The 26590-nt window shown below is 62.5% G+C and carries 28 protein-coding genes and 3 tRNA genes; 19 read left to right on the plus strand and 12 right to left on the minus strand.

What is annotated here, in order from left to right:
* The 4 genes from I2H38_RS08185 to I2H38_RS08200 form a co-directional block, all read right to left on the minus strand.
* Positions 1–446, minus strand: a 446-nt coding sequence (locus tag I2H38_RS08185; RefSeq protein ID WP_196271369.1) for a GTP-binding protein, incomplete at its 3' end; no start/stop codon positions are given.
* 62 nt (positions 447–508) lie between these two features.
* Complete coding sequence (locus tag I2H38_RS08190) at positions 509–1099, minus strand: hypothetical protein (protein ID WP_196271370.1); 591 nt, start codon at positions 1097–1099, stop codon at positions 509–511.
* Between the two features lie 74 nt (positions 1100–1173).
* Positions 1174–1247 (minus strand) — tRNA-Gly (locus I2H38_RS08195).
* Between the two features lie 22 nt (positions 1248–1269).
* Positions 1270–1355, minus strand: a tRNA-Tyr gene (locus I2H38_RS08200).
* Positions 1356–1550: 195 nt separating this feature from the next.
* On the opposite strand from I2H38_RS08200, the gene I2H38_RS08205 reads away from it, so the two are divergent.
* From I2H38_RS08205 to I2H38_RS08230, 6 genes are all read left to right on the plus strand, one after another.
* On the plus strand, positions 1551–2375 hold the full coding sequence (locus I2H38_RS08205) for a TrmH family RNA methyltransferase (RefSeq protein WP_196271371.1): 825 nt from the start codon (positions 1551–1553) through the stop codon (positions 2373–2375).
* Positions 2376–2610: 235 nt separating this feature from the next.
* Positions 2611–4299: an MFS transporter gene (locus I2H38_RS08210; RefSeq protein ID WP_196271372.1), complete on the plus strand. Its 1689-nt coding sequence runs from the start codon at positions 2611–2613 to the stop codon at positions 4297–4299.
* Positions 4300–4428: 129 nt separating this feature from the next.
* A tRNA-Thr gene (locus I2H38_RS08215) sits at positions 4429–4503 on the plus strand.
* Between the two features lie 124 nt (positions 4504–4627).
* The gene (locus I2H38_RS08220) at positions 4628–4999 is read left to right on the plus strand and encodes a hypothetical protein (protein ID WP_196271373.1); all 372 of its coding nucleotides are present in this window, start codon (positions 4628–4630) and stop codon (positions 4997–4999) included.
* 61 nt (positions 5000–5060) lie between these two features.
* Positions 5061–5879, plus strand: coding sequence for a TrmH family RNA methyltransferase (locus I2H38_RS08225; RefSeq protein ID WP_196271374.1), 819 nt, complete (start codon positions 5061–5063; stop codon positions 5877–5879).
* Positions 5880–5954: 75 nt separating this feature from the next.
* Positions 5955–6929 carry an MBL fold metallo-hydrolase gene (locus tag I2H38_RS08230; protein WP_196271375.1) on the plus strand — a complete coding sequence of 325 codons (975 nt, stop codon included), beginning with the start codon at positions 5955–5957 and terminating at the stop codon, positions 6927–6929.
* 15 nt (positions 6930–6944) lie between these two features.
* Here I2H38_RS08230 and cutA read toward each other — a convergent pair whose 3' ends face one another.
* A complete protein-coding gene (gene cutA, locus I2H38_RS08235; protein WP_196271376.1) occupies positions 6945–7268 on the minus strand; it encodes a divalent-cation tolerance protein CutA in 324 nt (107 codons plus the stop codon).
* Between the two features lie 50 nt (positions 7269–7318).
* Here cutA and I2H38_RS08240 point away from each other — a divergent pair, with 50 nt between their 5' ends.
* From I2H38_RS08240 to I2H38_RS08255, 4 genes are all read left to right on the plus strand, one after another.
* A complete protein-coding gene (locus tag I2H38_RS08240) occupies positions 7319–8089 on the plus strand; it encodes an NAD kinase (protein ID WP_196271377.1) in 771 nt (256 codons plus the stop codon).
* 46 nt (positions 8090–8135) lie between these two features.
* Positions 8136–8618, plus strand: coding sequence for a MaoC family dehydratase (locus I2H38_RS08245; protein WP_196271378.1), 483 nt, complete (start codon positions 8136–8138; stop codon positions 8616–8618).
* A complete protein-coding gene (locus tag I2H38_RS08250) occupies positions 8618–9481 on the plus strand; it encodes an HpcH/HpaI aldolase/citrate lyase family protein (protein WP_196271379.1) in 864 nt (287 codons plus the stop codon). The genes I2H38_RS08245 and I2H38_RS08250 overlap by 1 nt, the downstream gene beginning before the upstream one ends.
* A gap of 77 nt (positions 9482–9558) precedes the next feature.
* Positions 9559–10131 (plus strand): GNAT family N-acetyltransferase, encoded by a 573-nt coding sequence (locus I2H38_RS08255; protein ID WP_196271380.1) that lies wholly within the window; start codon positions 9559–9561, stop codon positions 10129–10131.
* Positions 10132–10137: 6 nt separating this feature from the next.
* Here I2H38_RS08255 and I2H38_RS08260 read toward each other — a convergent pair whose 3' ends face one another.
* Together I2H38_RS08260 and I2H38_RS08265 are read right to left on the minus strand one after the other, a co-directional pair.
* On the minus strand, positions 10138–10746 hold the full coding sequence (locus tag I2H38_RS08260) for a flavin reductase family protein (RefSeq protein WP_196271381.1): 609 nt from the start codon (positions 10744–10746) through the stop codon (positions 10138–10140).
* A gap of 9 nt (positions 10747–10755) precedes the next feature.
* Positions 10756–11319 carry a nitroreductase family protein gene (locus I2H38_RS08265; protein ID WP_196271382.1) on the minus strand — a complete coding sequence of 188 codons (564 nt, stop codon included), beginning with the start codon at positions 11317–11319 and terminating at the stop codon, positions 10756–10758.
* A gap of 384 nt (positions 11320–11703) precedes the next feature.
* On the opposite strand from I2H38_RS08265, the gene I2H38_RS08270 reads away from it, so the two are divergent.
* From I2H38_RS08270 to I2H38_RS20905, 3 genes are all read left to right on the plus strand, one after another.
* The gene (locus I2H38_RS08270) at positions 11704–14085 is read left to right on the plus strand and encodes a YfhO family protein (protein WP_324617366.1); all 2382 of its coding nucleotides are present in this window, start codon (positions 11704–11706) and stop codon (positions 14083–14085) included.
* 19 nt (positions 14086–14104) lie between these two features.
* Positions 14105–14983, plus strand: coding sequence for a hypothetical protein (locus tag I2H38_RS08275; protein WP_196271384.1), 879 nt, complete (start codon positions 14105–14107; stop codon positions 14981–14983).
* Between the two features lie 112 nt (positions 14984–15095).
* Positions 15096–16340: a CBS domain-containing protein gene (locus I2H38_RS20905; protein WP_196271385.1), complete on the plus strand. Its 1245-nt coding sequence runs from the start codon at positions 15096–15098 to the stop codon at positions 16338–16340.
* 176 nt (positions 16341–16516) lie between these two features.
* Here the strand turns inward: I2H38_RS20905 and thrS are convergent, their stop codons facing one another.
* Complete coding sequence (thrS, locus tag I2H38_RS08285) at positions 16517–18529, minus strand: threonine--tRNA ligase (RefSeq protein WP_196271386.1); 2013 nt, start codon at positions 18527–18529, stop codon at positions 16517–16519.
* A 79-nt stretch (positions 18530–18608) separates the two neighbouring features.
* Positions 18609–18944: a membrane protein insertion efficiency factor YidD gene (gene yidD / locus I2H38_RS08290; protein WP_324617373.1), complete on the minus strand. Its 336-nt coding sequence runs from the start codon at positions 18942–18944 to the stop codon at positions 18609–18611.
* A 218-nt stretch (positions 18945–19162) separates the two neighbouring features.
* Here yidD and I2H38_RS08295 point away from each other — a divergent pair, with 218 nt between their 5' ends.
* Entirely contained in the window at positions 19163–20188 is a 1026-nt protein-coding gene (locus tag I2H38_RS08295; protein WP_196271388.1) for a radical SAM protein, read from the plus strand.
* Here I2H38_RS08295 and I2H38_RS08300 read toward each other — a convergent pair.
* The gene (locus I2H38_RS08300; RefSeq protein ID WP_196271389.1) at positions 20185–20625 is read right to left on the minus strand and encodes an iron-sulfur cluster assembly scaffold protein; all 441 of its coding nucleotides are present in this window, start codon (positions 20623–20625) and stop codon (positions 20185–20187) included. The two genes, I2H38_RS08295 and I2H38_RS08300, sit on opposite strands and share 4 nt — an antisense overlap.
* A gap of 144 nt (positions 20626–20769) precedes the next feature.
* On the opposite strand from I2H38_RS08300, the gene folE reads away from it, so the two are divergent.
* The 4 genes from folE to I2H38_RS08320 all read left to right on the plus strand — a co-directional run bounded on the left by folE (position 20770) and on the right by I2H38_RS08320 (position 24194).
* A complete protein-coding gene (folE, locus tag I2H38_RS08305; RefSeq protein ID WP_196271390.1) occupies positions 20770–21405 on the plus strand; it encodes a GTP cyclohydrolase I FolE in 636 nt (211 codons plus the stop codon).
* Positions 21406–21449: 44 nt separating this feature from the next.
* A complete protein-coding gene (gene hisI / locus I2H38_RS08310) occupies positions 21450–21860 on the plus strand; it encodes a phosphoribosyl-AMP cyclohydrolase (RefSeq protein WP_196271391.1) in 411 nt (136 codons plus the stop codon).
* Positions 21861–21949: 89 nt separating this feature from the next.
* The gene (locus I2H38_RS08315; RefSeq protein WP_196271392.1) at positions 21950–23098 is read left to right on the plus strand and encodes an MFS transporter; all 1149 of its coding nucleotides are present in this window, start codon (positions 21950–21952) and stop codon (positions 23096–23098) included.
* Between the two features lie 88 nt (positions 23099–23186).
* On the plus strand, positions 23187–24194 hold the full coding sequence (locus tag I2H38_RS08320; protein WP_196271393.1) for a patatin-like phospholipase family protein: 1008 nt from the start codon (positions 23187–23189) through the stop codon (positions 24192–24194).
* Here I2H38_RS08320 and I2H38_RS08325 read toward each other — a convergent pair whose 3' ends face one another.
* Positions 24195–24626: a CBS domain-containing protein gene (locus tag I2H38_RS08325; protein ID WP_196271394.1), complete on the minus strand. Its 432-nt coding sequence runs from the start codon at positions 24624–24626 to the stop codon at positions 24195–24197.
* A 136-nt stretch (positions 24627–24762) separates the two neighbouring features.
* The gene (locus I2H38_RS08330; protein WP_196271395.1) at positions 24763–25581 is read right to left on the minus strand and encodes a rhomboid family intramembrane serine protease; all 819 of its coding nucleotides are present in this window, start codon (positions 25579–25581) and stop codon (positions 24763–24765) included.
* A 309-nt stretch (positions 25582–25890) separates the two neighbouring features.
* On the opposite strand from I2H38_RS08330, the gene I2H38_RS08335 reads away from it, so the two are divergent.
* Complete coding sequence (locus I2H38_RS08335; protein ID WP_196271396.1) at positions 25891–26565, plus strand: transglutaminase-like cysteine peptidase; 675 nt, start codon at positions 25891–25893, stop codon at positions 26563–26565.
* Positions 26566–26590: the final 25 nt, after the last annotated feature.

The following is a 26590-nucleotide window of genomic DNA, read 5'->3' on the forward strand; positions in this document are numbered from 1 at the left end:
AGATCCAGAAGCTCCGGATCGTCGACCATGTCCACCTTGTTCATGAACACGACCAGCGCCGGAACGCCGACCTGACGTGCAAGCAGGATGTGCTCGCGGGTCTGCGGCATCGGGCCGTCAGCCGAAGACACCACCAGGATCGCGCCGTCCATCTGCGCCGCACCCGTGATCATGTTCTTCACGTAGTCGGCGTGGCCGGGGCAGTCGACGTGGGCGTAGTGGCGGTTCGCCGTCTCGTACTCAACGTGAGCCGTCGAGATCGTGATGCCACGCGCCTTCTCTTCCGGGGCCTTGTCGATTTGGTCGTACGCGGTAAACGTCGCGCCGCCAGATTCAGCCAAAACCTTCGTGATCGCAGCAGTCAGAGACGTCTTACCATGGTCAACGTGACCAATCGTCCCGATGTTGCAGTGCGGCTTAGTCCGCTCAAACTTTTCCTTCGCCATCGATCTCTACCTTACAGAGGCCAGGAACAAAAAAACTTAGCGCGTCCGATATTGCGGTTGCGCTATTTGTGCAAGAGCCAATTTCGATATTGATGCGCATAGGCCTGCACAACTCTGTCGAGAGGCTCATCAAGAAGCGCCTTATCAACAAGAACCCCCAACAGACCTCCACCGGCCCCGACGATGGCTGTTTGGGCCGGGAACGCCTGCAAGACGGCGCCGCTCTTGGCATCCACAAGATTCACGTCCGCCAGCAGGCGGTAGTTACCTCCAACGACGATTCGCTGGATTGTGGATGCGATTTCCAGATCCTGCACCGAAACCTCGATCCTGACCGGACGGGAGCCGACCAGCTGACCGTCGAGGTCGCGTCTCAGGGCATCGCGAAGCTTGGAGGCGATTGCGTTTCGAACATAGGCCCGCCCCTCCTCTGTGCCTGCAGCAATCTCCGCCTCATGGACAGGCAGCCCCTTGGAGAGGGCATATGCCCGCTCTCCGTCTCCCCACCAAAGGCGGGCGCCTGGCGCGAAGCCGACAGTCACGGCTTCAAGGCGGAACGAAAAAACCTGCCCCGGCGACAAGGTATTGGAAGCGGTGACGCAGCCGGAGACGATGAGGCCCAGCGATATAACGAGGAAGAGACGACGGAGCACGCGGGGAATCCATTCGGTGCGATGAGCGGCGAATGGAGCTAAAAGCTCCGCTAAGGTAATTCAAGTTGGGAAGTTGGAGCGGGTGAAGGGAATCGAACCCTCGTATTCAGCTTGGAAGGCTGCTGCTCTACCATTGAGCTACACCCGCATACGCTGCAGCACTGGCTGGGTGGTGGGGGAAGTAGGACTCGAACCTACGAAGGCGTAAGCCAGCGGATTTACAGTCCGCCCCCTTTGCCACTCGGGACATTCCCCCTGATACCCAACCCGGGCGCACCGCGCCGAGGCCGTTCAACTGGAACGCGCCGCCCGGGGGCAGGCGTTCCGTGGGCGCTCTTATGGTGACCTGCATTGCCGGTGTCAACAGCAAAGCGCAATCGATACCCAACGGGTCGTGAAGCCTCGCACCCTGTGTTATGGACTTGCCAACATCACACGAGATTTCAGCACCATGAGCGAGCGTCCCTTCCAGTCCCGAAAGCCACGATTCCAGCGTCCCGGCGGAAAACCGAACCACCGCGACAGCAAGCCCTGGCGCGCGCCGTCGGATATCGACATGACAATCCTCTACGGCTGGCATCCGGTCGCGGAAGCTTTGCGCAATGGCAAGCGAACGATTCGCCGCCTCCTGGCGACGGAAAATTCGGCCAAGCGCCTTCACGATGAACTCGGCGTGCCTCTGCCGATCGAACCGGAAATCGTCCGGCCTGGCGACATCAACCGCCTCGTCGAAGCCGATGCGGTGCATCAGGGCCTTTATCTCGAAGCCGATCCCCTACCCTCGCCGACCCTCGATACGCTCAGCGGAAAGCATGTGGTCTTGGTCCTCGACCAGATCACCGACCCTCACAATGTCGGAGCCATCGTGCGGACGGCGGCGGCCTTCGGGGTCGAGGCAATCATCACGACGGCGCGCCACAGCCCGGCGGCAACCGGCGTCCTTGCCAAATCTGCCTCCGGGGGGCTTGAGCATGTGCCCTTCATGATCGTCCGCAATCTGGCGGATGCCCTCATTCGACTCGGTGAGCGGGGCTTCCAGCGCATTGGCCTCGATTCGACCGGCGATTCGAGCCTCGACGAATTGCAGATCACGCAACCGGTCGTCCTGGTCCTCGGCTCGGAGGGCAAGGGACTGCGCCAGCGCACCCGCGAATGCTGCGATGTGATCGGGCGATTGGACATGCCGGGAGCCATCAAGAGCCTGAACGTGTCCAATGCCGCCGCCATCTCGCTCTACGCTGTGACAAAAGCAGTTGCGACCAAGGCCGCCAAGTAATCGCGAAACTCTGTCTAAGATATTCTATTTGCAGGGATATTTAGGCTCGCCGGGGCATTCTTAGACAGAAGTCGCAAATACCAATGGGGAATTGTGGAGAGTTCCGTCGCGTCTAACCTTCCAATGCAAGGATTCCTGGTCGCTTCAAGCGGCCACGGCGCCTCGGCTCAAAGCCTTCGACAGCAAGGTGCCAGCCGAATCCCGGAAAACCGGGGCAACATTGGAGAGAAACGCCATGGCAATCGCCACCGCCACGCCACGGACGGACGCAGCCGCCCGGCCGATGAGCGGCGAGGAAAAGAAGGTCATCTTCGCCTCGTCGCTCGGTACCGTTTTCGAATGGTACGATTTCTATCTTTACGGATCGCTCGCCAGCATCATCGGCGCGCAGTTCTTTAGCCAGTATCCGCAAGCGACGCGCGACATCTTCGCGCTACTGGCTTTTGCGGCGGGGTTCCTTGTGCGCCCGTTCGGCGCTCTCGTCTTCGGCCGCATCGGTGACCTCGTCGGCCGCAAATACACCTTCCTCGTCACCATCCTGATCATGGGCCTGTCGACCTTCATCGTCGGCCTCCTGCCGAGCGCGAATCAAATCGGCATCCTTGCGCCCATCATCCTGATCGCCTTGCGCCTTCTGCAGGGTCTGGCGCTCGGTGGTGAATATGGTGGCGCTGCGACTTACGTGGCCGAGCATGCTCCCCAGGGCCGTCGCGGGTTCTACACCTCCTGGATTCAGACCACCGCTACGCTCGGTCTCTTCCTCTCGCTCATCGTGATCCTGTTCACCCGCACGATCCTGGGTGAAGCCGAGTTCGCGGCCTGGGGTTGGCGTATCCCGTTCCTGGTCTCCGTGCTGTTGCTGGGCGTGTCGCTCTGGATCCGCATGCAGCTGCAGGAATCCCCGGCCTTCCAGCGCATGAAGGACGAGGGCACCGGCTCCAAGGCGCCGCTTTCCGAAGCTTTCGGCCAGTGGAAGAACGCCAAGATCGCGCTTCTCGCGCTCTTCGGCCTCGTCGCCGGCCAAGGTGTCGTCTGGTACACGGGCCAGTTCTACGCCCTGTTTTTCCTGCAATCGATCCTGAAGGTCGACGGCTACACCGCGAATCTGCTGATCGCCTGGTCGCTTCTGCTCGGCACGGGTTTCTTCGTGTTCTTCGGCTGGCTGTCGGACAAGATCGGCCGCAAGCCGATCATTCTCGCGGGCTGCCTCATCGCCGCGCTGACCTACTTCCCGCTTTTCAAGCAGATCACCACCCTGGCGAATCCTGCCCTCGAAACAGCGGTGGAGAACGTGAAGGTCACCGTGGTGGCCAACCCGGCCGATTGCGGCAATCTCTTCAACCCGGTCGGCACGCGCGTCTTCACCTCCTCCTGCGACCAGGCGCGTGACTATCTCGCCAAGGCTTCCGTGAAGTACACGACCGAAGCGGGAGCGGCCGGCCAACCGACCAAGGTGCGCATCGGCTCGACGGACGTGCCGTTCGACACGGCAAAGACCGCCGACTCGCAGAAGGCCGTCACAGCCGCCCTGCAGGCCGCCGGTTATCCGAAGGCCGGCGATGCGCAGATCGTGAAGATGAATCATCCCTTCGATCTCTTCCGCCCACAGGTGGCCGGGCTCGTCGGGCTGCTCTTCCTCCTCGTGATCTTGGTGACCATGGTCTACGGCCCGATTGCGGCCGCGCTGGTGGAACTCTTCCCGACGCGCATCCGCTATTCCGGAATGTCCCTGCCCTACCATATCGGCAACGGCTGGTTCGGCGGACTTCTGCCCGCGACCGCTTTCGCGATGGTCGCCCAGACCGGCGACATCTACTACGGCCTCTGGTACCCGATCGTGATCGCTCTGATGACCTTCGTCGTCGGCTTCATGTTCGTTCCCGAGACGAAGGATCGCGACATCTTCACGTACAAGGGCGATTAAACGCTGTCCTTGTAACGATGAGAAGGGCCCCGCCTGGCGGGGCCTTTTTCATTTTGGTGAGGGCTGTCAGGCACCGACACGGCGGGGAACTTGCCTCCGACGGCAACCGCTGCTACCTGAAGCCCCGGCGCCGGCGTAGCACAGCGGTAGTGCAGCGGTTTTGTAAACCGAAGGTCGGGAGTTCGATCCTCTCCGCCGGCACCATTTTCTCTCAAAATCCGAGCTTCCATCCCTCCTGCAGATCGTGGCCGCGCGTCACCCAACGGCCGGAGCGCCTTCGCCTTGCAGGCGATCGATGCTAACCTCCTTCCCTAAGGGGAGGCCTGTAGTGAAGACTTGGATTCTGGTCGTTGGGTTGGCGGCGAACCTTGGGGCGTGCGCGCCTATATTGTCCGGGCCGGTCGCGGTCAGTTGCACGGAATTCATCGGCCAGCCCATCTCCGAGCGCAGTGCGGCCTATGGCCCGCCTCAAGCAGTGATCAAACTTAGCCCGACGCAAGTCGGATATAATTTCGAGTCCAAGGAGACGACGTTCGCGGGCGGCGAGGTTTTTTACACGGTCAATTATATGGTCGGGTCCGATGAGCACCGTCTGCCGATCTACCCGACGACGACGGTCTGCCGGGGGACGTTCGTGGTTCGCGCTCCGTCCGATGTTTCCCTGCTCAATCAAGGCGTCATCGTCGATGCTCTCCCTTGAGATTCCCGGACAGCTCGGAACCGGCTTGCCGGGACCTGCCCGTCATCTCTAAAAACCTCTCATGTTGATCGCAATTTCAGACTCCGCCGACCCACGGATCGAAGCCTACCGCGCCGTTCGCGAGCGCGACCTTGTCGGGCGCGAGCACCGATTCGTGGCTGAGGGCGAGGTGGTTTTGCGGGTGCTGGCGAGGCAATCGCGCTTCATTATCGAATCGCTGCTGCTCGCGGAGAACCGCGTGGAGAGCTTGAGCGATCTGTTCGAGTCTCTCCCGGCCGATGTCCCAGTCTACACGGCGAACCGCACCGTCATGGATTCGATTGTCGGCTTCCCGATTCACCGGGGCATTCTGGCCGTCGCCCGTCGCGCGCCGCAGCCTCCGGTCGCGGAGCTGCTCGCCCGCTTGCCGGAGCGGGCGCTCGTGGTCGGGCTCGTGGGCCTGGCCAACCACGACAATGTGGGCGGCATCTTTCGCAACGCGGCCGCTTTCGGGGCCGACGCGGTCCTGCTCGATCCGGAAACCTGCGACCCACTTTATCGAAAGGCGATCCGCGTCTCCGTCGGCGGCGCGCTGGTCGTGCCCTTCACCCGGACCGCCTCCGCGAGCACCATGTTACGGGCCTTGGAAGAGGCTCAATTCGATGTCATCGCGCTCAGCCCGTCGGGCAAGGAAACCTTGGCAGAACTCGAACGATCGCCTCGGGCGGCTCTCCTCCTGGGAGCCGAGGGTCCAGGATTGCCCGCCGACCTTCTGGCACGCACGCGAACCGTCTCCATACCGATGAGCGGCAGCTTCGATTCCCTGAACGTCGCCACCACCAGCGGCATCGCCCTGCATCATCTCGCCGGCGGAGGCAGGGCTCCACTGTTCGCTCGCTGACTTGTGAAAGGCCAAGCTCTTGCGCCCACCCATGGGAATTCTAGCCTTTGGCCGTTCACGCAGAGAGACAAGACCATGGAAATGACACGTCGCGCCGTCCTCGCCAGCACGGCTCTTGCCGCAGCCCCACTCGGAGTCACCGCCTTGGCTCAAACAACCCCTGCCCCGCAGAACGCGCAGTCGCGGCAAGCCCCTGGCTTCTATCGGTACAAGGTCGGCGATATCGAGGTCACCGCGATCCAGGACGGCTTCGCGCGCCGCCCACTTGAGGGCTTTGTCCGCAATGCGGAATTGGCACAGGTTCAACAGGCGATGCAGGAGGCGTTTCTCCCGGCGGACGCCCTGGCGATCACGTTTACGACCCTGGTCCTGCAGCGAAATGGCCGCCTGACGCTGATCGATACCGGCAACGGCGATTCGGGCGCTCCGACCTCGGGCCTCTGGATGTCGAATTTCCGCGCGGCGGGGTTCGACCCGGCACAGGTCGACACCATCGTCATCAGCCACTTCCACGGCGACCACATCAACGGCCTGCGCCTGAAGGATGGAACGGCGGTGTTCCCCAAGGCGGAAATCCTGGTGCCCGCAACCGAGTGGGATTTCTGGATGGACGACGTCCGCATGAACCAGGCGCCAGACGCCATGAAGGGCGGTTTCCAGGGCGTGCGCCGCGTGTTCGGCCCCATCGCCAAGGACGTGAAGCGCTACGAAGCCGACAAGGAGATCTTGCCCGGGCTCACGAGCATCGCCGCGCCCGGCCACACACCGGGTCACACCTCCTATATGCTCTCATCGGGCGCGGGCAGGCTGATGATCATGTCCGATGTCACGAACCATCCGGCGCTTTTCGTGCGCAACCCCGATTGGTCCGCGATCTTCGACATGGATGCCGATCAGGCTCGCGCCACCCGCCGGCGGATGCTCGACATCGCGGCAACGGAGAGGGCCCAGGTGGCGTTCTACCACGCACCCTTCCCCGCGACGGGCCACATCGCGAAGGACGGCAACGGCTTCCGTTTCGTACCCGTTCAATGGAACTCGGCGGTTTAAGGCGAAGGCGGACGCTCAGCCGCCCGCCGTTTCCGCCAGAAGCCACGCCATCGTATCGCCGTCAGCGCCGGTCGGCTCAATGAAGAGAATGACCGGCGTGTCGTAGGGGTGGCGCGCCTTCAAGGCTTGGTGCACCTCGGTCTGCAGGGCCTTGCGGGTCTTGAGGATGGCAACCGCCTCGTGACCTCGTTCGATTTCTCCCTGCCAGGCATAGATCGACGTCATTCCCGGCAGGACATTGATGCAAGCGATCAGCCGGTCGCGGACCAGCGTCTCCCCGACCGACAATGCGGTGTCGACATCGGGAAAGGTCGTATAGACGAGAAGTGGTCTCTCCATGCTATGCCTTTCCTCCGCATCCGGTTCGGATGTCATGAGGGTATCTGGGCATGGCCCGCCGTTTCAACCATGTCGCTTTCGTCGCCAGTCCGACGTCCGAGGCCCAAGGCGCGCTTCAGGCGCTGCAGAGTCGTTACAGGAATGTCGGGCCGGAGGAGGCCGACGTCATCGTCGCGCTCGGCGGCGACGGCCTCATGCTACAGACCCTTCATCGCTTCATGGGAACCGCCAAGCCTATCTACGGCATGAACAAGGGCACGGTCGGCTTCCTGATGAACGACTTCCGGGAAGACGATCTGTTCGAGCGGCTCGAATCGGCGCAACGCAGCGTCGTGCATCCCCTTCTCATGGTCGCCTGGGACATGAAGGGTGAAGCCCACACGGCCCGCGCGATCAATGAAGTCTCCATGCTGCGGCAGACCTATCAGGCCGCCAAGCTGCGGGTGAGCGTGGACTCGCGCGTCCGTCTCGACGCCCTCAGCGCAGATGGCATTCTCATCGCGACTCCGGCCGGATCGACCGCGTACAATCTCTCGGTCAACGGGCCGATCCTGCCTCTCAACGCCCCCCTGTTGGCGCTGACCCCGATCTCGGCGTTCCGCCCTCGCCGCTGGCGCGGCGCATTGTTGCCGGATTACGCGCGAATCCAGATCGACGTTCTGGAGCCGGAGAACCGCCCCGTCAGCGCGGTCGCCGATCATACGGAATTTCGGAACGTCTCGCGGGTCGACGCCTCCCTGGATCGCAGCGTCGATCTCGTGATGCTGCACGATCCGGGCCACAGCCTCGACGAGCGCATCCTGAGAGAACAGTTCGGCTGACCGCCGCGACATTCCATGAAGCAATGCGAGGAAGAAGGACCGTGTCATGACCGACGAGAGCACTAGGCATCCCCGTGGCGGCCTCTATTTCGAGGATTTCACCGTCGGCACCACCATCAAGCACCGCCTGACCCGAACGGTGACCCAGATGGACAACATGCTCTTTTCCAACATGACGCTGAACCCGCAACCGCTCCATATCGACGCGCATTTCTGCGCCACCGAGACGGAATGGGGCAAGCCGCTGATGAACTCCCTCTTCACGCTTGGCCTGATGATCGGCATTTCGGTCAATGACACGACGGTCGGCACGACGATTGCCAACCTCGGCATGACGGACGTGAAGTTCCCGGCCCCGCTCTTCGAGGGCGACACCATCAACGCGACCACGGAGATTGCCGGCAAGCGCGATTCGAAATCGCGACCGGACGCGGGAATCGTCGATTTCATCCACCGCGCCTACAAGCAGGACGGCACCCTCGTCGCCGAGTGCCGGAGGCAGGCCTTCATGCGCAAGCGGAGCGTCTGATGCGATCCCTCCTCTTCGTTCCCGGCGATAGCCCGAAAAAGCTCGAAAAGGCACTGATCTCGGGTGCCGATGCCCTCATCATCGACCTCGAGGATTCCGTCGCGCTCAGCGCGAAGGAGGAAGCCCGGCGCGTCACGGCGGCGTTCGTCCGCGAACATCGCGTAAAAAGCGACAGGCCGCGCCTTTATGTGCGCGTCAACGGCCTGACCACCGGCCTCGTCGATGACGACCTCGACGGCGTGATGGCCTCGGCACCCGAAGGCATCGTGCTGCCAAAAACAGTGGGCGGCGTGGACGTTTCGCATCTCGGCGCGAAGCTTGCGGTGCGAGAAGCGGAGTTCGGTCTCGACGATGGCGGAACCCGCATTCTCGCCATCGCCACGGAAAACGCGCTCGGCGTCTTCGCGCTTGGCACCTTTGCGGGCGCGAGTCACCGCCTCATGGGCATCACCTGGGGCGGCGAAGACCTCTCCGCGGACATCGGCGCGGAGACGAACCGCGACGATACCGGCGCCTATACGGAGCCCTATCGCCTTGCCCGCTCGCTGACGCTTTTGGGCGCGGCCGCTGCGTCGGTGGACGCGATCGATTCCGTCTATACGAATTTCCGCGACATGGAGGGCCTGGAAGCCGAATGTCGCGCCGCGCGGCGCGACGGCTTCGTCGCCAAGATGGCGATTCATCCCGCGCAAGTGCCAGTGATCAACGCCGCCTTCACACCATCGCCCGAAGCCATCGAACGCGCCCGCGCCGTCATCGCGGCGTTCGAGGCCAATCCCGGCGCGGGAGTTGTCGGCGTCGAAGGCGAAATGCTCGACCGGCCGCATCTTTTGCGGGCGGAGCGGCTGTTGAAGAGGGCCTGAAAAGTTCGGAGCAGAGAATTGAAACGAGCGAATTAGCGTTTCATGTTGTGCGATGCCCTGAAACGCACGGATCGACCATGATCAAAGCCGATTTCGACCCTCAACCGAAGCTTCTATCAGGTTCGCTGGAACTCAGGCCCTTGAGACGGGAAGATCTGGATGGCTTGTTCGCTGCCGCAGGACATCCTCAAGTTTGGGCCGACCATCCGGCGAAGAACCGCTACAAGAGGGATGTCTTCGAGCGATATTTCGATTTCTTGCTCGAAACCGGAAGTACCGTCGTCATCATCGATCGGCAATCGGACAAGATCATCGGATGTTCGCGGTACTATGTCGCCCCGGATCAGCCCGACAGTATTTCGATCGGCTTTACCTTCCTCAACCACGCCTATTGGGGCGGAGGGACGAATTTCGAGATCAAACGCCTCATGCTGGACCACGCCTTCCAGACTTTCCCGGAAGTGTGGTTTCACATTGCTCCGACAAACATCCGCTCTCAAAAGGCCACGGCCAAGCTCGGCGCGGAGCACGTCTACGACGCGACGTTGAATTTGTCGGGCACTCCTGCTCAGGGCATGTGTTTCCGCTTGAGTAAGGTAGCCTGGACCAGGACGCTCCGGGACAAGGGCACCCAGGGTGCAACCGAATGAGGCGGCCTAACCGCCCGGCCGTTTCAGCGAAAACTTCGTCTCTGGCGTCGCCACGAAGTAGTCGCGGTAGCCTGAGCGCGCGATGGGGCGCATGGCGGCAGTGTCGACCAGGCCATCGACGATGAACCGGTCATCGATATAGATGCCAACCACTTGGCCGATCACGAGATAATAGGCCGGCTCTCCGCCGTCCAATGGGACGAGCGGCACCGTCTGGAGCCATTTGCATTCGAGGGCGGCGGGCGCAGCCGCGACGCGGGGCGGTTTCACGAGCCGGGACGGCGCGGCGGCAAGGCCGGCGTGGACCATTTCGTTCTCGCCGCGCGGGAGCACGGCGGACGTGGCGTTCATTTCCTCGCGCAGATCGAAGGTCGCGAGATTGCAGACAAATTCCTTCGTCTCCTCCACGAAAGTAACAGCATCCTTCCGCCCGGCGGAGGAGAACGCCACCATGTGCGGCTTGTCCGAGATCGCGTTGAAGAACGAATAAGGCGAGAGGTTCACCTCCCCCTTCGCGCTCATGGTCGTGATCCAGCCGATGGGGCGCGGCGTGACCAGGGCCTTGAAGGGATCGTGCGGCAGGCCGTGGGCGTTGGTGGAGGTTTCGTAGAACATGGCTTTCGTTCAGAACCGCGTGACGATGTCGGCTAGCGCGGGCCGTGGCCGGTCGGTCGGGTTTTCCTTTGTCGTGCCAATGTGAATGTATCCGGCGATCCTCTCTTCGGGCGCAAGGCCCAAGGCGTCGAGAACGCGCCGGTCGTAGGCCGCCCAGCCGGTCAGCCAAACGGCTCCAAAGCCCGAAGCAGTGGCCGCATTCAGAAGGTTCATGCACACCGCCCCTGCCGAGAGAACCTGTTCCCAATCAGGAATCTTCACGTGAGGGACCACCCGAGACACCACGGCCACCACCAACGGAGCCTGGGCGAAACGGTTCCTCTCGGCCGCGAGCTTCTCGGCATCCGCATCGGGCTGGTCCGCCTGGAAGGCCTTGACCAGGATCTCCCCTACCCGATGACGAGCCTCGCCCTCGATGACGACGAAGCGCCAGGGGACGAGCTTGCCGTGATCCGGCACGCGGGCCGCGATCGTCAGAAGAGTGTCGATGTCGGACTGGCTCGGGCCGGGCTCGCCCAGCCAGCGGGCTGGAACCGAGCGGCGCTGCTGAAGGCGGGAAAGACTGTCGTTCATAGGACCTTCATTCGGCGTGAATATTGTGAAAGAATGCGCTTGGATACCCAAAAGACGCTGCGACCCCTGGGACACGAAGCTTTGCCTTGGTCTCGCCGTGTTGATGCGCTTCAGGGAGCGCGGGCGTCCCAAGGTCAGTCGTTGCCACAAAAAAACAGCAACGGATGTATAGGGGGAGTGTGGTGACACGCCAAGCAGGTTTCCGACCCTTGGCGAGCAGCAGGGGCATGCCAGCCTTTCCGGCGGTGCAACCTGGCTCGTTGACCCGGGCACTTGTGCTGATCGATCCTATTGGCGGAGCGCCGCGTTAAAGCAATGCATAGATCCATTCCAGCATCGGACGCTCGACCCGCCGGCGACCTCTGGTCGAGGCGCCAGACCCTCGTGGCGCTTGCTCTCATCCTGACTGTCTGGGCGTTGGCGGCCGCCATTTGGCCCCTGACCGGATCGGTGGTGCCTTGGGATTCCAAGAACCAGTTCTATCCCACCCTGCGCTATCTCGGCGCGGCCTTGGCCCATGGCGAGCTGCCGCTCTGGAACCCCTATCATTTCGGCGGACACCCTTCGGCGGCTGATCCGCAATCCCTGCTCTTCACGCCCTCCATGCTGTTTTTCGGCTGGCTCGTGCCCGCGCCGTCGATGCAGGTCTTCGACGTGGTCGTTTTCGCGCATTTTCTTCCCGGCGCGCTTGCTTTCGTCCCCCTGTTCCGGCGACGCGGTTGGCATCCGGCGGGCGCGGTCGTTGCCGCCATCATTTTCATGCTCGGCGGCTCGGCGACGGCGCGCCTCCAGCATACGGGCATCATCCTCAGCTACGGCTTTTTCCCGCTCGCGCTCTGGCTTCTCGAAGAGGCGCTCGATCGTCGCTCATACCGGTTCGGCGTGCTGTTCGCCATCACCGGCGCCATCATGACCATCGGTCGGGACCAGGTGGCGTTTCTCTGCGCCTTGACGCTCATCGCTTTCGCGGCCCACCGCATCTGCACTGCGGAGAAACCTTTCTCATATTTTGCGTCCCGCCTTGGCCTGCTCGTCGCGATGGGCGCGATTGGCGGCGCGCTTCTCGCCGTGCCGGTCATTCTGACCATGCAGTTCCTGGCCACCTCCACGCGCCCTTCGTTCGGCTTCGGCGTCGCGGCCATGGGCTCGCTGCCGCCGGAGAGTCTCGCGACGATCCTGTTCGGCAACGTGTTCGGCTCCTTACGCTGGACCTATGATTACTGGGGGCCGGACTGGCACAGCCTGGCTGAAGGAACCTGGACCGACCGCGCCACGAATTACCTGTTCATCGGCACGCTTCCCGCCCTCTTCCTGATCTGGCACGGTATCGCCGGCGGACGTCTCTTCGCCCGCGAGTTCCGGTTCTTCCTTGTCGTCGGCATTGCCGCGCTGTTCTACGCGCTCGGGCGCTACACCCCCGGGTTCGAAGTGATCTTCGACCACATGCCCGGCGTGGACCTCTATCGCCGCCCGGCCGACGCGACCTTCCTCATCAACATCGCCCTCTCATTTTCGGTCGGTTATCTCTTTCATCGCTACGTGACCGAAGGGATTCCGAAGTGGAACCAATCCGCTCTCGGAAAGCTTTGGGTCTTCCTTCCAATGCTGGCCCTCGGGCTCGTCGTGGCCGCCATCGCCAGCGCCATGGCGTTCGCCGTGCAGGGCGGTCACGTATCCTCGGCCATGACCGAAATCAGTCTGGGTCTGGTTGTTGCGGCCATCGCCATGGGCGCGCTGATCAAAGTCAGCGGCACCACCCGTTGGCGCGAAGCCGCTGCCCTCGCCCTCATTACTCTGACCGGCGGTGAGCTGATCTCGCGCCACGCGGCGTCAGCGCTGAACGCGGAGCCTGCGGAGCGCTACGCCGTCTTCCGCCAGCTTCCGCCAGAACAGCTTCAGGGTCTGCAAATCCTGAAGCGCGAACTGGCCGAGCGCCATGAGCAGGGCCAATATCCCCGTGTGGAGATTCTCGGCCTGAACGGCCCCTGGCAGAACGCCTCCATGGTCCTCGAGATCGAGGACATCATCGGCTACAACCCGCTGCGCCTTGCCGACTACGAGCGCGCCATCGGGCCGGGCGAGAACGCCGAGGATCCCAACCTGCGCCAATTCCCGGCGACTTTCCGGGGCTACAAGTGCGAACTCGCCAACCTCCTCGGGCTGGAATACCTGGTGCTTGACCGGCCGATCGAGCGCTTGCCGCGCCACTTCCCACGCCTGACGGGCGCGGAGGTCGTCTACGGTACGGGTAAGATGTGGATCTACCGCATGAACAGCTCGAGCCCTCGTGTCTACGTCGCCCATCAGGTCAGCGCGGTCGATTCAGAGGCGGCGCTCGACCAAGAGGAACTGCCGGAATTCAACCGCCGGACAGAGGCCCTGATCGACGACAGCAGCATGCCCCTCCTCAAGGCCCGCTATGGCTCGACTTCGGCGGGCGCCACGCCCGATAGCGCCAAGAGCGTCGCGCGCATCGTCAAATATAAACGCAACTCGGTCAGCATCGATGTGGAGAACAGCGAGGCAGGCGTTCTCGTGCTGCACGACATCTTCTATCCGGGCTGGGAGGTCTCCGTGGACGGCCAGCGCCAGCCAATCCTGCGGGCCAATCTTCTGTTCCGAGGCGTCGAGGTTCCTGAAGGCAAGCACCGCGTCGAGTTCGAATTCCGCCCCATTTCCATTGAAAACATCGTCGCCGCCGCCTCCGATCTCGTGAAGAGCGAGATCGAACCGATCAAGACGGCCTCGGCCGCCCCGATCCGGTGATGAATCCGACATCCGATTGATGACGCATTTCGTGAAACCTTTCCTTGCCACCGCCTTTCTGGCGATCGTCACGGCGTCCGCCGCCTCGGCGCAGATGCCCGCTGTGCCATCGCTGTCGCAGGCGGCACCTCCGGTCCCCGTTGGCCAGGTCGCGCTGAATGCCAGCGCGGTGTTTGCCGAGAACAACCAGCCGATCCGCTCCGGTCTCGTCTGGCGCGTCTATGAGGACAAGGGCGACACGATCCAGCCGCTCATCGTCGGCCGTTCGAGCAGCCCGACTCCGAACTTCACCCTCGCAGCCGGCAACTACATCGTGCATGTAGCCTACGGCTTCGCGAGCGCGTCGAAGCGCCTGAGCATTCAGACCGGGAACGTGACAGAACGCTTCACCATCAGCGCGGGCGCGCTTCGGTTGAAGGGCGCGGTCGGTGACACACCGATCCCGGCCAATCGCCTGTCCTTTTCCGTCTATGTGCCGATCGGCCAGAACTCGGAAGGCCGTCTGGTGATCGCCAATGCCAAGGCGAATGACATCATCCGCCTGCCGGAAGGGACCTATCACGTGGTGTCCACCTATGGCGACGCCAACGCGATCATGCGGTCCGATCTCAAGGTGGAATCCGGACGGGTGACGGAAGCAACCCTCTATCATCGCGCGGCGACCGTCACGCTCAAGCTGGTCGCGGCGGCTGGCGGCGAGGCCTTCGCGGGAACGGCCTTCAGCGTTCTCACCCCCGGCGGCGACGTGATCCGCGAGGCCATCGGAGCCTTTCCCTCAGTCACCCTCGCCGATGGCGATTACGTCCTGATCGCCCGGCACGAAGGCAAGGTGCAGACCCGCGAGTTCAAGGTCGAAAGCGGCCTCGACCGGGACATCGAGATCATCGCAACTCCTTAACGCTCCAAGCCGAACCTTTCGTCGCCCTGCCGCATTGATCGAGTGCTGACGACCGGTCGCTCCTCCTCCGAACCCAACCTTCATGGGCGCGACCTCGACAGGGAGCACACTCATGAAGATCTCAAAGATCATGACCCGCGATGTGCGCGTGATCGGGCCCGACCGGACGATCCGCGAAGCGGCACGGTTGATGGACGAGATGAATGTCGGCGTCCTGCCGGTCTGCGACGGACGCCGCCTCAAGGGCATGATTACCGACCGCGACATCACGATCCGTGCCACCTCAGCCGGCCTCCCGCCCGATACCACCCACGTTGGGGACATCATGTCGGACAATGTCTGGTGGTGTTTCGACGACGACGATTCGGCCCACATCGTCGAACTCATGAGCACTCATCAGATCCGCCGCCTTCCGGTCATCGATCATGACAAGAAAATGGTCGGCATCGTCACGCTCGGCGATCTTGCCACCCACAGCGAGTGGGAAGCGTCCCGGGCGCTCGCGCGCATCTCGACGCCCTCGGAACCCGATCGGTCGCAACGCCGCGCGCACCAACCGTTGACGTCGGCCGAGCGACGCGCATTGGCGCGACGCAGAAAGGCGGAGGAAAGCGATTGGGGCTATCCGCGCAGCCCTCACACCCCGACTGAGCGCGAAATACGCGCGGCCGACCGGCCACGGTTCCGCTTCCGGGACGAGGACGATGTGCGGGCTGCCTTCGGCAGCTTGGGGTATCCCGGTGAGCAGCCTGCTCGCATGCGCGGCGGCTTCCGCGGTGAGGGTTATCAATCTTCCGGTGACGAGTATGCCGATCCACGCGCCCATCGGCCTCGCCGGTTCGGCGCGGCAAGCGCCACGGGATATTACGAGCATCCGGGCGACGACAGCAGCCCGGAGGAGCGGCGTCTCCAGAACCTCGAGCGAACCTGGAGCCTGGTCCACGAGAAGCATGATCACCGGAACTATGGCAGCGGTCCCGGCAACACGCTGTTCGAGAGCGAGGCCGCCACCGGGCGCAGAGAAGTCAGGCCCGGTCCGCATCGGGGCAAAGGCCCGCGCGGCTACCAACGGTCGGACGAGCGCATCCGCGAGGATGTCAGCGAACGCCTGACGGAGGATCCCCGCATCGACGCCTCGGAGATCGAAGTGGTCGTGCAGAACCGGGAAGTGACCTTGATCGGTTTCGTTCGGATCCGGGCGGAAAAGCACCTGGCTGAAGACCTGTCGGCGACCGTGTCCGGTGTGACCCATGTGCAGAACAACCTGCGGGTTCGGCAAGCCGAGAAGATCACGTCGGAGACCAAGGTCAAATCGCCTCCCGAGAGGAAGGGCAATCGGCAGCGGCAGGCAGGTTAGTTCTGTCGCCATTCCCGGTCAGCGAAGCGGAGCCCGGAACCCATAGCCGCCGACGGAAAAGGAAAAGGCGCGTCATTCCCGACGCGCCTTTTCCGGAGCCACTTGTGGCTATAGGTTCCGGGCTCTCGCTACGCTCGCCCCGGAATGGCGGAGGTCGAGCCTCTCTCCATCCAGTTCTAGACCAGCGTGCGCTCGACGACGTGGTGCCCGTCGAGGGTCGCGTGTCCCTCCGGCTCGGAGACGGCCGCAGCGGCGCGCTTCAAATCCGGGGTGACGGCCTCGGCGGCAAGCACCTTCAAAGCCTCTTCGAGACTCAGATTGGTCTGGTCGGGGCTGCCGAGACGACGGATCGAAACACCGCGTTCGGCCGCCTCCTTCTTACCCACCACGAGAAGCACCGGAACCTTGGCCAGCGAATGCTCGCGGACCTTGTAGGTAATCTTCTCGTTGCGAAGATCCGCCTCGACGCGCAAACCCGCAGCTTGAGCCGCCTTCACCACTTCCATGGCATAGGCGTCGCCGTCCGATGTAATCGTCGCGACGACCACCTGCACCGGCGCGAGCCAGAGCGGGAAGTGACCGGCGAAATGCTCGATCAGGATGCCGGTGAAGCGCTCCATGGAGCCGCAGATGGCGCGGTGAACCATGCACGGCGTCTTCTTTTGCCCGTCATGATCCACATAGAACGCGCCGAACCGCTCCGGCAGGTTGAAGTCGACCTGCGTCGTGCCGCATTGCCAATCGCGGCCGATGGCGTCGCGCAGCACGTACTCGAATTTCGGCCCGTAGAACGCGCCCTCGCCCGGATTGATTCCGGTCTTGATGCGCCCGCCGGACTGCTCCTCGATCTGCTTCAGAACGCGGGTCATCACGTCTTCCGCATGATCCCACATCTCGTCCGTGCCGACGCGCTTCTCGGGCCGGGTGGAGAGCTTGACCACGATGTTCTCGAAGCCGAAATCGCCGTAGGTCGAGAGGATCAGTTCGTTGATCTTCAGGCACTCTTCGGCAAGCTGCTCCTCCGTGCAGAACACGTGCGCGTCGTCCTGCGTGAAGGCGCGAACGCGCATGAGGCCATGCAGCGCGCCTGACGGCTCATAGCGCGACACCGCGCCGAACTCGGCAAGCCGCAGCGGGAGATCGCGATAGGATTTCAGGCCGTGCTTGAAGATCTGCACATGGCCGGGGCAGTTCATCGGCTTGATGGCGAAAACGCGCTCGTCCTCGGTCTTCGTGACGAACATGTTCTCGCGATACCAGCCCCAATGGCCGGAGGTTTCCCAAAGCGCCTTGTCGAGGATCTGCGGCGCGTTGACCTCCTGATAATCGCCCTTGAGACGGCGGCGCATGTAGGAGGTCAGCTCCTGGAACAGGGTCCAGCCCTTCGCATGCCAGAAGACGACGCCCGGCCCCTCCTCCTGGAAGTGGAACAGGTCCATCTCGCGGCCCAGGCGACGGTGATCGCGCTTTTCGGCCTCCTCGAGCTGCTTGAGGTAAGCATCGAGCTCCTCCTGGGAGGCCCAGGCGGTGCCGTAGATGCGGGTCAGCATCGGGTTGTTGGAATCGCCGCGCCAATAAGCGCCCGCCACCTTCATGAGCTTGAAGGCGGTGCCGATCTTGCCCGTGGAGGTCATGTGCGGGCCACGGCACAGGTCGAACCAGTCGCCTTGCGCGTAAATCTTGAGATCCTGGCCTTCCGGGATCGCGTCGATGAGCTGGAGCTTGTAGGTCTCGCCCTTCTCAGCAAAGACCTCTTTCGCCTTCTCGCGGCTCCAGACATCCTTCGTGAAAGGCTTATCCTTCGCGATGATCTCGCGCATCTTCGCTTCGATGGCGGCGAAATCATCCGGCGTGAAGGGCTCGTTGCGCGCAAAGTCGTAATAGAAACCGTTCTCGATGACCGGGCCGATGGTCACCTGTGTTCCCGGATAAAGCGCCTGCACGGCCTCCGCGAGAACGTGCGCGCAATCGTGCCGGATCAATTCCAGCGAGCGCGGGTCTTCGCGGTTCAAAAACTCGATCTTCGCGCTCTGCGTGATCGGATCGGCAAGATCGGTAACCGTGCCGTCGAGCGCCATGGCGACGGTGCGCTTGGCTAGCGACTTGGCGATGCCTTCCACGATCTCGCGGCCGGTGATGCCGGAGGCGTATTGGCGCGCTGCGCCATCAGGGAATGTCAGGGTAATCATATGAGCTTTCTCCTGGCTCACTCCTGCCAACGGAGCAGGTAAGCGGGGGCCGACGGTCTTTGGGATGAAAGGAGCGAAATCAGCCGCCGTCAGGTTCGACCGCTTCGCAGGTGATCGCGGGAGCATTGACGCTCCGCCAGCGACCATAAGCCCAGGGCTTATACCAGGCGGACCCATCGGGCAATGTTTCAGACACGAGATCGAGCCCCGACGTGCCGAACGGCCCGCAACGGCAGATCCGCGCCGCGCCCATCCAGCCCCCGGCCCAAAAGCCGTGTTTCTGGATCGCCTCATCCGTATATTCGGAACACGACGGCAAGTGGCGGCATTGGCGGCCGATGAGACCCGAAAGCGTGAGCTGATAGGAGCGGATCGCCATGTGAGCGATCCGGCGGGGAAGATGCCTCGTCGTTATCCCCTGGGGTCTGTTTCTCACGTCCAATCCTCGATCTGGCAGCACGTCACGGGCGGCGGTGAACGTGTCCAGGCGCTAATGTTCATCCTGTCAATGCAGCGAAAGCTGCCGCCCAAAACCTTACCACATTCAACCAGCGTTTAGTGGCGTGCTTGAGACTGAATGAAATATTATACCATTCTTATTTCAAGCATATGCGGCAGTAAGGGCGACGACCGATGACCGTGGAAATCGGGAAGTTCATCTGGGATATTACCTACGCCTGCCCGCTGAGGTGTGTCCATTGCTATACGGAATCGGGGCGGCGGCCCGCGCGCACGCTGGATCGGGATGCCGCTATGCGCGTCATCGACGTGATCCTTGCCGCGCAACCGGAAAAAGTGTCGATCAGCGGTGGCGAACCATTGTCGGTCCGTTGGGCCGTTGAGGCCATGAAGCGTCTGCATGACGCAGGCGTTGCCGTCACGGTGTTCACGAGCGGCTGGTCGATGCCGGAGAAGACTGCCACCGCGCTCGCCGACGCGGTCTCAAGCGTGGCGGTGAGCATCGATGGCGCCAATGCTGCTATCCATGACGCCATCCGCGCGCGCGCCGGCGCATTCGAGCGCGGAATGAAAGCGCTGGATGTCCTGCACCGGGTGAAAGACGAGCGCCGGGCAGCCGGACAGAACTGCTTCACGCTCGGGATCGATTACACCCTGACCCGTTCGGGCGCGAAGGAAGCGGACCTGGAGCGGTTTGTCGAGGCGACAATCAAACGGTTCCCGAGACTCGATTTCATTCGCTTCGGCGCGGTCATCCCATCGGGCCTGGCTGCCGAGCCGGAATTCGAGGCAAGCGAGCTTCTGTCCATTCAGGAATTGATCGATCTGATTGATGTCGGTCGGCGCCTCGCAGGCCGCGAAGGAAACGCCCTCAACATTTCCGTGACCGATGTCAGATACTTCCTGCCCCAACCCGGAGTGAGCGCAGCCGATCTGGACATCCTCCATATCGAGCCCGATGGAGCGCTCCGCGCCTTTCCGATCTACGAAGCGAAGGTCGGAAACGTTCTCCATGAGCCTCTGGACGTTCTTTGGCCACGGGTACGGGCATGGCGCTCCGATCCATTTGTCGCCAAGCAGATGGAAACGGTTCAGACCATGGCCGACTGGGCAAGCACGGCCCGGACCCTGGATCGACGCTACGGCTCCCATGACGATCAAGAGCGAATTGCGCGGCGCGGGCTGCCAGTGCCTGCCTAGAGGGCGGCCCTCCGCGCCTCGATCTGGTCGAGAGCATCGACGACCGCGTCAAAGGTGAGCAGGATCGAGGCGTGACGGGCTTTGAAGTCCCGCACCGGCTCGAGCACCTGAAGATCAGCCCATTTCCCGGACGGCGGCGCGCCGCTCTCCTTCAACATCGCCCGGGCGACCTCCCGGACAGAGCGGAGTTCTTCCGCCGTCGAGCCGATCACGTTGCGCCCCATGATCGAGGAGGACGCCTGACCGAGCGCGCAGGCTTTCACGTCGTGAGCGAACGCCGTGACCACGTCACCGTCGAGCTTGAGATCGACCGTCACCACCGATCCGCAAAGCTTGGAACGGGCGGTCGCCGACGCGTCGGCCTCGGCCAGCCTCCCCAGATGGGGAATATCGGCGGCGAGTTCGAGGATGCGGCGATTATAGATCTCGTTCAGCATCAGACCAACAAGGTGAAAGACAACGACACACACCCGATATAAGCATAATGTTCAAACTCCGCGAGCGGCTGCGTCTTTGCGGAGTGTAAGGGAAAGTGCCGGAGGCCGAGAGGTTTTTCGGTTATCGTCAAAGAAAGGCTCCACATGGATGATGTGGTTAAGTCCTTGTCCAAGCGCCTGACTCCAGCCGCCGACAAGCCCGTCGACCGTCCGACCCGCGAAGAGGCCGAGGCCGCCGTTCGCACCCTGATCCGCTGGGCGGGGGATGATCCCGAGCGCGAAGGCCTGCACGAGACGCCCAAGCGCGTCGCGAAGGCGTTCAAGGAATTGTATTCCGGCTACAAGGACGATCCGCACGAGGTCCTGAACAAAGTCTTCAAGGAGGTCGAGGGCTACGACGACATCGTTCTTGTGCGCGACATCCCCTTCTATTCCCATTGCGAGCACCACATGGTGCCGTTCCACGGCATGGCGCATATCGGCTATTACCCGGTGAAGGGTGTCGTCGGCTTGTCGAAGCTCGCCCGCCTCGTCGAGGTCTATGCGCGGCGGCTCCAGACGCAGGAAACCATGACGGCCCAGATCGCCACCGCTCTGGAACAGGCGCTCGAACCGCGCGGCGTCGCGGTGATGATCGAGGCCGAGCATATGTGCATGTCCATGCGCGGCGTACAGAAGGCCGGAGCGGTGACACTGACGAGCCAGTTCACGGGCGTCTTCAAGAATGACCCGACCGAACAGGCGCGCTTTCTCACGCTGGTTCGACACGGCAAGGTGTAAGTTCCGACACCCCACCCTTCCTCCCGTTTTCTCGAGGCTCATCCATGTGCGCGTCCCACCCCTTTCCCACTCCCGGCGCAAAGGCCGATCTGGAGGAGGGAATGGTTCTTACTCCCCGGTTCGGATCAGACGGCCTCATCACCGTCGTCACGACGGATTCCGCGACGGGCGAGCTGCTGATGCTCGCCCACATGAACGCCGAAGCGTTGGCAAAAACCATCGAGACGGGTGAAGCCTGGTATTGGTCGCGCTCGCGCGGCGAGCTTTGGCACAAAGGCGCGACGAGCGGGCAGGTGCAAACAATCGTCGAAATGCGGATCGACTGCGATCAGGACGCCCTCTGGATCAAGGTCCAGGTGGCAGGAGATGGCGGCTGCTGCCATACGGGCCGTCGCTCCTGCTTCTACAGGACTATCGAAACTGCGAACGGCAAGGCGCGCCTCGCCCTAGCTTGAGAGGCGCTCGAACCCTCATCCCAAATGACAGACTCCCATCGCGATCTTCGGGGGTGAAAGGAATCACTTTCCCGTCTATGAGCGATGGAATGATACAGTCTAATCTTTACTACGCCCGGATGGCCACGAGCGCCATTTTCTTCGGCAACGGCTTCGGCATCGGAACCTGGGCGGCCCAGCTTCCGCGCTTCAAGACTGCGCTTGACCTTTCCGATGGCGAGCTGAGCCTCGCGCTGCTCGCGTTTGCCTTGGGCGCCGTCGTCCTGATGCCGGTCGTGGGCTGGTTCGCGGCCCGCATCGGCAGCCGGACCGCCACCCTCATCGCGGCCTTCGCGTTCGCTGCGACGCTTCTGCTGCCGGGGCTTGCCCCGAACCTGCCCTATCTTGTCGCGGCCTCCCTGGTTGCCGGTGCGAGCAACGGAGCCATGGATGTGTCCATGAACACCAACGCGACCGTCGTCGAGAGCGCCTGGAACAAGGCGATCATGTCCTCCTTCCACGCCTTCTTCAGCCTCGGTGGACTTGCGGGAGCGACCGTATCGGGGCTTCTCATCGCGGGAGGGTTCGATATCCCCTCGACGCTGCTTCTCTCCTGCGTCGGCATGGGCGTCGTGTTTCTCGTCGCCTCGTTCTGGACCCTCGATGACGCGAAAGGCTCGACGGAGGGACATGGCTTCGCGTGGCCGCGGGAGACGATCATCGGCCTCGCCGTTCTGACCCTTCTCTGTTTCATGGTGGAAGGCGCGATGGTGGATTGGACGGCGATCTATCTCAAGACGGTCGCGGGCGCGTCCCTCGAAACCGCCGTGGCAGGCTTTGCCGCCTTCTCCCTGACGATGACGGTCTGCCGGTTCATGGGCGATTTCGTCGTCCGCCGTCTCGGCAGAAGCCGCACGGTCAGATTAGGTGGCTTGCTCGCGGCGTTTGGCCTCGCGCTGGCGATGATGATGCCGCAGCCCATGACCGCCACGATCGGCTTCGCGCTGGTCGGCCTGGGCCTTGCAAACACGGTCCCGGTGCTGTTCAGCGCCGCCAGTCAGGCCGAAGGTGTCCCGCCCAGCATGGGCGTCGCGATGGTGGCGACCCTCGGCTATGGGGGGCTCCTCATGGGGCCGCCCCTCATCGGCTTCAGTGGCGACCTGATTGGCCTGCGGCCCACCCTGGGCTTGCTTATTGCCTGCGCCTTGACAATCATCGTCATGTCCCAACGGGCGCTACGCCCTGCCAAGGTCGTCTAGCGCACGAGGCCTTCGAGAAGGCTGAGGCGTTATTCATTCGCCTTTCATGTGATTGTGGCATGAAGGTCGAAAGCCTCGGAGTTCAGTCATGTTTTGGGACGGCATCGCCCGGCGAAACGCCGGATCAGGGGGTGACGGAGGACCGACGGAAATGAATGCGCCCGTCGAGCGGGAACCCCGCGCCAAGGTGAAAATCGGTTTGGCCCTCGGCGGTGGAGCGGCGCGAGGCTGGTCCCATATCGGTGTCATGCGCGTACTCGAGGAAGCCGGCATCGTGCCCGATGTGATTGCCGGCTGCTCCATTGGAGCCGTGGTGGGCGGCTGCTATGCCGCAGGCAAGCTCGACGCTTTGGAATCCTTCGCCCTCTCGCTCACCAAACGCCGCGTAATGGGCCTCCTCGACTTTCACATCACCGGCGCGGGCCTGATCGCGGGCGGCCGCCTCCAACGCCTGCTCGACCAGGACCTTACGGATCTGCGCGTCGAGGCTCTGCCGATCAAATTCTGCACCATCGCCACGGAACTCTCGAGCGGCCATGAGCTCTGGCTGACCCGCGGCCCGCTGGTTCAGGCCATGCGCGCTTCTTATGCCCTCCCCGGCGTCTTCAACCCGGTGCTCGTCGGGGGACGCTGGTTGATGGATGGCGCTTTGGTGAACCCCATCCCGATCACGGCGGCCCGCGCACTGGGGGCGGACATCGTCATCTGCGTCAACCTCAACGGCGAAGTCCGCATTCGCGGCACCGTCATTCAATCCTATGAGGCGGACGGCAATGACGAGCTCGAAATCGAGGAGGCCATCGAGACCCCGAAGCGCTGGGGCTTTCTGCCGTCATCGTGGGGCGAGAAACCGCGCAAGCCCAATGCTCCCGGCATCGCAACCGTGATGGTCGATGCGTTCAACATCACGCAGGACCGTATCGCTCGCTCCCGGCTGGCGGGAGACCCGCCCGATCTCATGATTTCGCCAAAGCTCGCCAAGATGGGCCTATTCGAGTTTCATCGCGCGGAGGAGTGTATCGCGCTCGGACGGCAGGCCACCGAGCGCGCCCTGCCCGACCTCATGGAGATGATCCGCGACAGCCAGATGGCGTGATCACGCGGTGGCGATGTAGTCCTTGATGGCCTGTGTCTCGGCCTCGATTTCCGCCAGACGGTGCTTCACCACATCGCCGATGGAGATGATGCCGGCCACGGCTCCGTTTTCGATCACCGGGATGTGACGGAATTTGCCCTCGGTCATCACTGCCATGATGTCGACAATCGCGGTTCGACCGTTGCAGGTGACGACCTTCTCCGTCATGAACCGGGCGAGCGGCTGTTCCAGGGATCCGGGACCATGGGCCGAAATCGCCCGAACTATATCCCGCTCGGAAATAATCCCGGTCACGGGCTCCTTGCCGCTGCTGACCAGGAGCGCGCCGATTCTCTTCTCCGAGAGCAGTTTCGCGGCCTCGCCTAGCGTCCGATCCGGCTCGATCGTGGCGACGCTGCGGCCCTTGATCGACAAGATGGTATTGACGTCCATAATCGCCTCCGTTGAGCGGCGGCGAAGAATTGTCACTCTTCGCTTCCGCAAGGCTGAAGACGGGTTCCACGTCCCACCGCGAGGGGAATATGTCCCTCCGTCAATTCAACGATGATTGTGCGAAAGCGCTTTCGTTTCAAGACGAGAGACCGTCGCGCCGCGCTGGAAGCGGATCGATCAACGGGAAAAGCACCAAACCGACGATAAAACCACCAACATGCGCCTCCCACGCGATGCTGGCATCCGTGACACCCAAAGGCTGGACGAACGCGAATACATAGTTTGCGGCAAACCAGACGCCGAGGAAGATGACGACCTGCCGGTTGCGCACGATCTCGGACAGCCTCTCACGTGGGCGCTCATGAGCTTGGGTCGGACGCCCCTCCGGCAACCAATCCACCGGTGCGAAGATAAACCAGGCCGCTGCCGCCATCAGGCCGGACACCGCGGCGGACGCGCCGATCATCGGCAGAACCTGCAAGGAATTCATGAAGGCATAGAAGATCGCGCCGCCAATGGCCGAGGCCGCGCAGAGAAGGAAGAAACGGGCCGTCCCGCATCGCCGCACGACGGGAGTGCCAAAGGCCGCGAGCCAGATCGAGTTGATGAGCACGTGGGCCCAGGAGCCATGCAGGAATGCGTAGGACAGCGCCGTCCAGGGCCGCCCCTCGCCCTCCCCCAGCACGTATTGCGCCAGGGCCGAGAGAGGTGACAGCGTCTCATCCTCCGCGCCTTGTTGCAGGGCGCTCATCACCTCACTGACCGGAATGCCGCCATATTCCACCGACCAACGAGCGGGGATGACCGCCCAGTCGATGAGCAATTTGAAGTCCGTTTCATCCGACAGAAGCATCCGGAGCGCGTGAATGGCGACGAGAACCAGGACACTGAAGGCGACCGCAGCCGGGAGGTTGAAGATGGGCTCGCGGGTGGCCCTGGGTGCGTTGAGCGACATGAAAGCACTTCTTGAGGAGCCGGTTGCGCCTGGCGGCAAACGACCGCGTTTCGGAATCTCGAGATTGACCTAGCGTTGTTTTCACTCGCAGGTCGAGTCGAACACGTCTTAAGGCCTCCCTCGGATAACCAGCATCTGCATGACTAAATGGAAGGTTCAGTAGGCGCATATTCAGGGTGAATAATTTCATTAACCTTAATGGAACTTATCCCACCCGCGACGCGTTAACTCATCCTTTACTTTTGGCTTGAGCCGAAAATTCAACCATGTCAGTTTGGTTAAAAGAACATTAACCAACTGGTGTGGGGCATGGCTCTTCTCAAAAACGTCGATTTTTCTGGCGCGAACGCAAAGACCGGCTTCGCCGCTAAAATTGTTAAAACCGCTTTTCTCGGCCTTTCTCTGGTGTTCCTGGGCTCGCCCTCTCAGGCGCAAACCCTGGCCTCCCTTCCCCCAGCGGGCCATTCGATCGCGAGCATGGGTTCGGCGAAACCCATCCAGGGCTGGGTCGAATTCTGCCGTCAATATCCGTCGGAATGCGCCGTGAACACGGCGGAACCGGCGACCATCGAATTAACGCCGCAGATCTGGAAGACGATTACGTCGGTCAACCAGAGCGTGAACACCAAGATCAAGCCCGTCACGGACATGGAACATTGGGGCGTCGTCGATAAGTGGAGCTTCCCCGATGACGGCAAGGGCGATTGCGAGGATTACCAGCTTCTCAAGCGCCGCACCTTGGCTCAGCACGGCCTGCCCCGCCGCGCGATGCGCATGACGGTCGTGATCGACGAGTTGGGCGAAGGTCACGCTGTTCTGGTGCTGAAAACCAACAAGGGTGACTATGTCCTCGATAACAAGCGCAACGCCGTGTTGCCTTGGGACCGGACCGGCTACGTCTATGTGAAGCAGGAAAGCCAGCAGGCGGCTGCCTGGGTTTCGCTCGGCGGCGTGACCTCCCCGACCAGCACTGCGAACCGCTAAGGTCGGACTATCAGGAACATGAAGC

The sequence above is a fragment of the Microvirga alba genome (genome assembly GCF_015694465.1).
Taxonomy (GTDB): Bacteria; Pseudomonadota; Alphaproteobacteria; order Rhizobiales; family Beijerinckiaceae; genus Microvirga; species Microvirga alba.

Bases quoted from the DNA above. Each gene is read 5' to 3' on its own strand.
- I2H38_RS08335 (WP_196271396.1), top strand. From the start codon at position 25,891: ATGGCTCTTCTCAAAAACGTCGATTTTTCTGGCGCGAACGCAAAGACC.
- I2H38_RS08265 (WP_196271382.1), bottom strand. From the start codon at position 11,319: ATGAACGACAGTCTTTCCCGCCTTCAGCAGCGCCGCTCGGTTCCAGCC.
- I2H38_RS08325 (WP_196271394.1), bottom strand. From the start codon at position 24,626: ATGGACGTCAATACCATCTTGTCGATCAAGGGCCGCAGCGTCGCCACG.
- I2H38_RS08300 (WP_196271389.1), bottom strand. From the start codon at position 20,625: ATGCTGAACGAGATCTATAATCGCCGCATCCTCGAACTCGCCGCCGAT.
- I2H38_RS08210 (WP_196271372.1), top strand. From the start codon at position 2,611: ATGGCAATCGCCACCGCCACGCCACGGACGGACGCAGCCGCCCGGCCG.
- I2H38_RS08320 (WP_196271393.1), top strand. From the start codon at position 23,187: ATGTTTTGGGACGGCATCGCCCGGCGAAACGCCGGATCAGGGGGTGAC.
- I2H38_RS20905 (WP_196271385.1), top strand. From the start codon at position 15,096: ATGAAGATCTCAAAGATCATGACCCGCGATGTGCGCGTGATCGGGCCC.
- I2H38_RS08275 (WP_196271384.1), top strand. From the start codon at position 14,105: ATGACGCATTTCGTGAAACCTTTCCTTGCCACCGCCTTTCTGGCGATC.
- I2H38_RS08240 (WP_196271377.1), top strand. From the start codon at position 7,319: ATGGCCCGCCGTTTCAACCATGTCGCTTTCGTCGCCAGTCCGACGTCC.
- I2H38_RS08225 (WP_196271374.1), top strand. From the start codon at position 5,061: ATGTTGATCGCAATTTCAGACTCCGCCGACCCACGGATCGAAGCCTAC.
- cutA (WP_196271376.1), bottom strand. From the start codon at position 7,268: ATGGAGAGACCACTTCTCGTCTATACGACCTTTCCCGATGTCGACACC.
- I2H38_RS08245 (WP_196271378.1), top strand. From the start codon at position 8,136: ATGACCGACGAGAGCACTAGGCATCCCCGTGGCGGCCTCTATTTCGAG.
- I2H38_RS08330 (WP_196271395.1), bottom strand. From the start codon at position 25,581: ATGTCGCTCAACGCACCCAGGGCCACCCGCGAGCCCATCTTCAACCTC.
- I2H38_RS08205 (WP_196271371.1), top strand. From the start codon at position 1,551: ATGAGCGAGCGTCCCTTCCAGTCCCGAAAGCCACGATTCCAGCGTCCC.
- I2H38_RS08315 (WP_196271392.1), top strand. From the start codon at position 21,950: ATGATACAGTCTAATCTTTACTACGCCCGGATGGCCACGAGCGCCATT.
- I2H38_RS08260 (WP_196271381.1), bottom strand. From the start codon at position 10,746: ATGTTCTACGAAACCTCCACCAACGCCCACGGCCTGCCGCACGATCCC.
- I2H38_RS08230 (WP_196271375.1), top strand. From the start codon at position 5,955: ATGGAAATGACACGTCGCGCCGTCCTCGCCAGCACGGCTCTTGCCGCA.
- thrS (WP_196271386.1), bottom strand. From the start codon at position 18,529: ATGATTACCCTGACATTCCCTGATGGCGCAGCGCGCCAATACGCCTCC.
- I2H38_RS08295 (WP_196271388.1), top strand. From the start codon at position 19,163: ATGACCGTGGAAATCGGGAAGTTCATCTGGGATATTACCTACGCCTGC.
- I2H38_RS08255 (WP_196271380.1), top strand. From the start codon at position 9,559: ATGATCAAAGCCGATTTCGACCCTCAACCGAAGCTTCTATCAGGTTCG.
- I2H38_RS08250 (WP_196271379.1), top strand. From the start codon at position 8,618: ATGCGATCCCTCCTCTTCGTTCCCGGCGATAGCCCGAAAAAGCTCGAA.
- hisI (WP_196271391.1), top strand. From the start codon at position 21,450: ATGTGCGCGTCCCACCCCTTTCCCACTCCCGGCGCAAAGGCCGATCTG.
- folE (WP_196271390.1), top strand. From the start codon at position 20,770: ATGGATGATGTGGTTAAGTCCTTGTCCAAGCGCCTGACTCCAGCCGCC.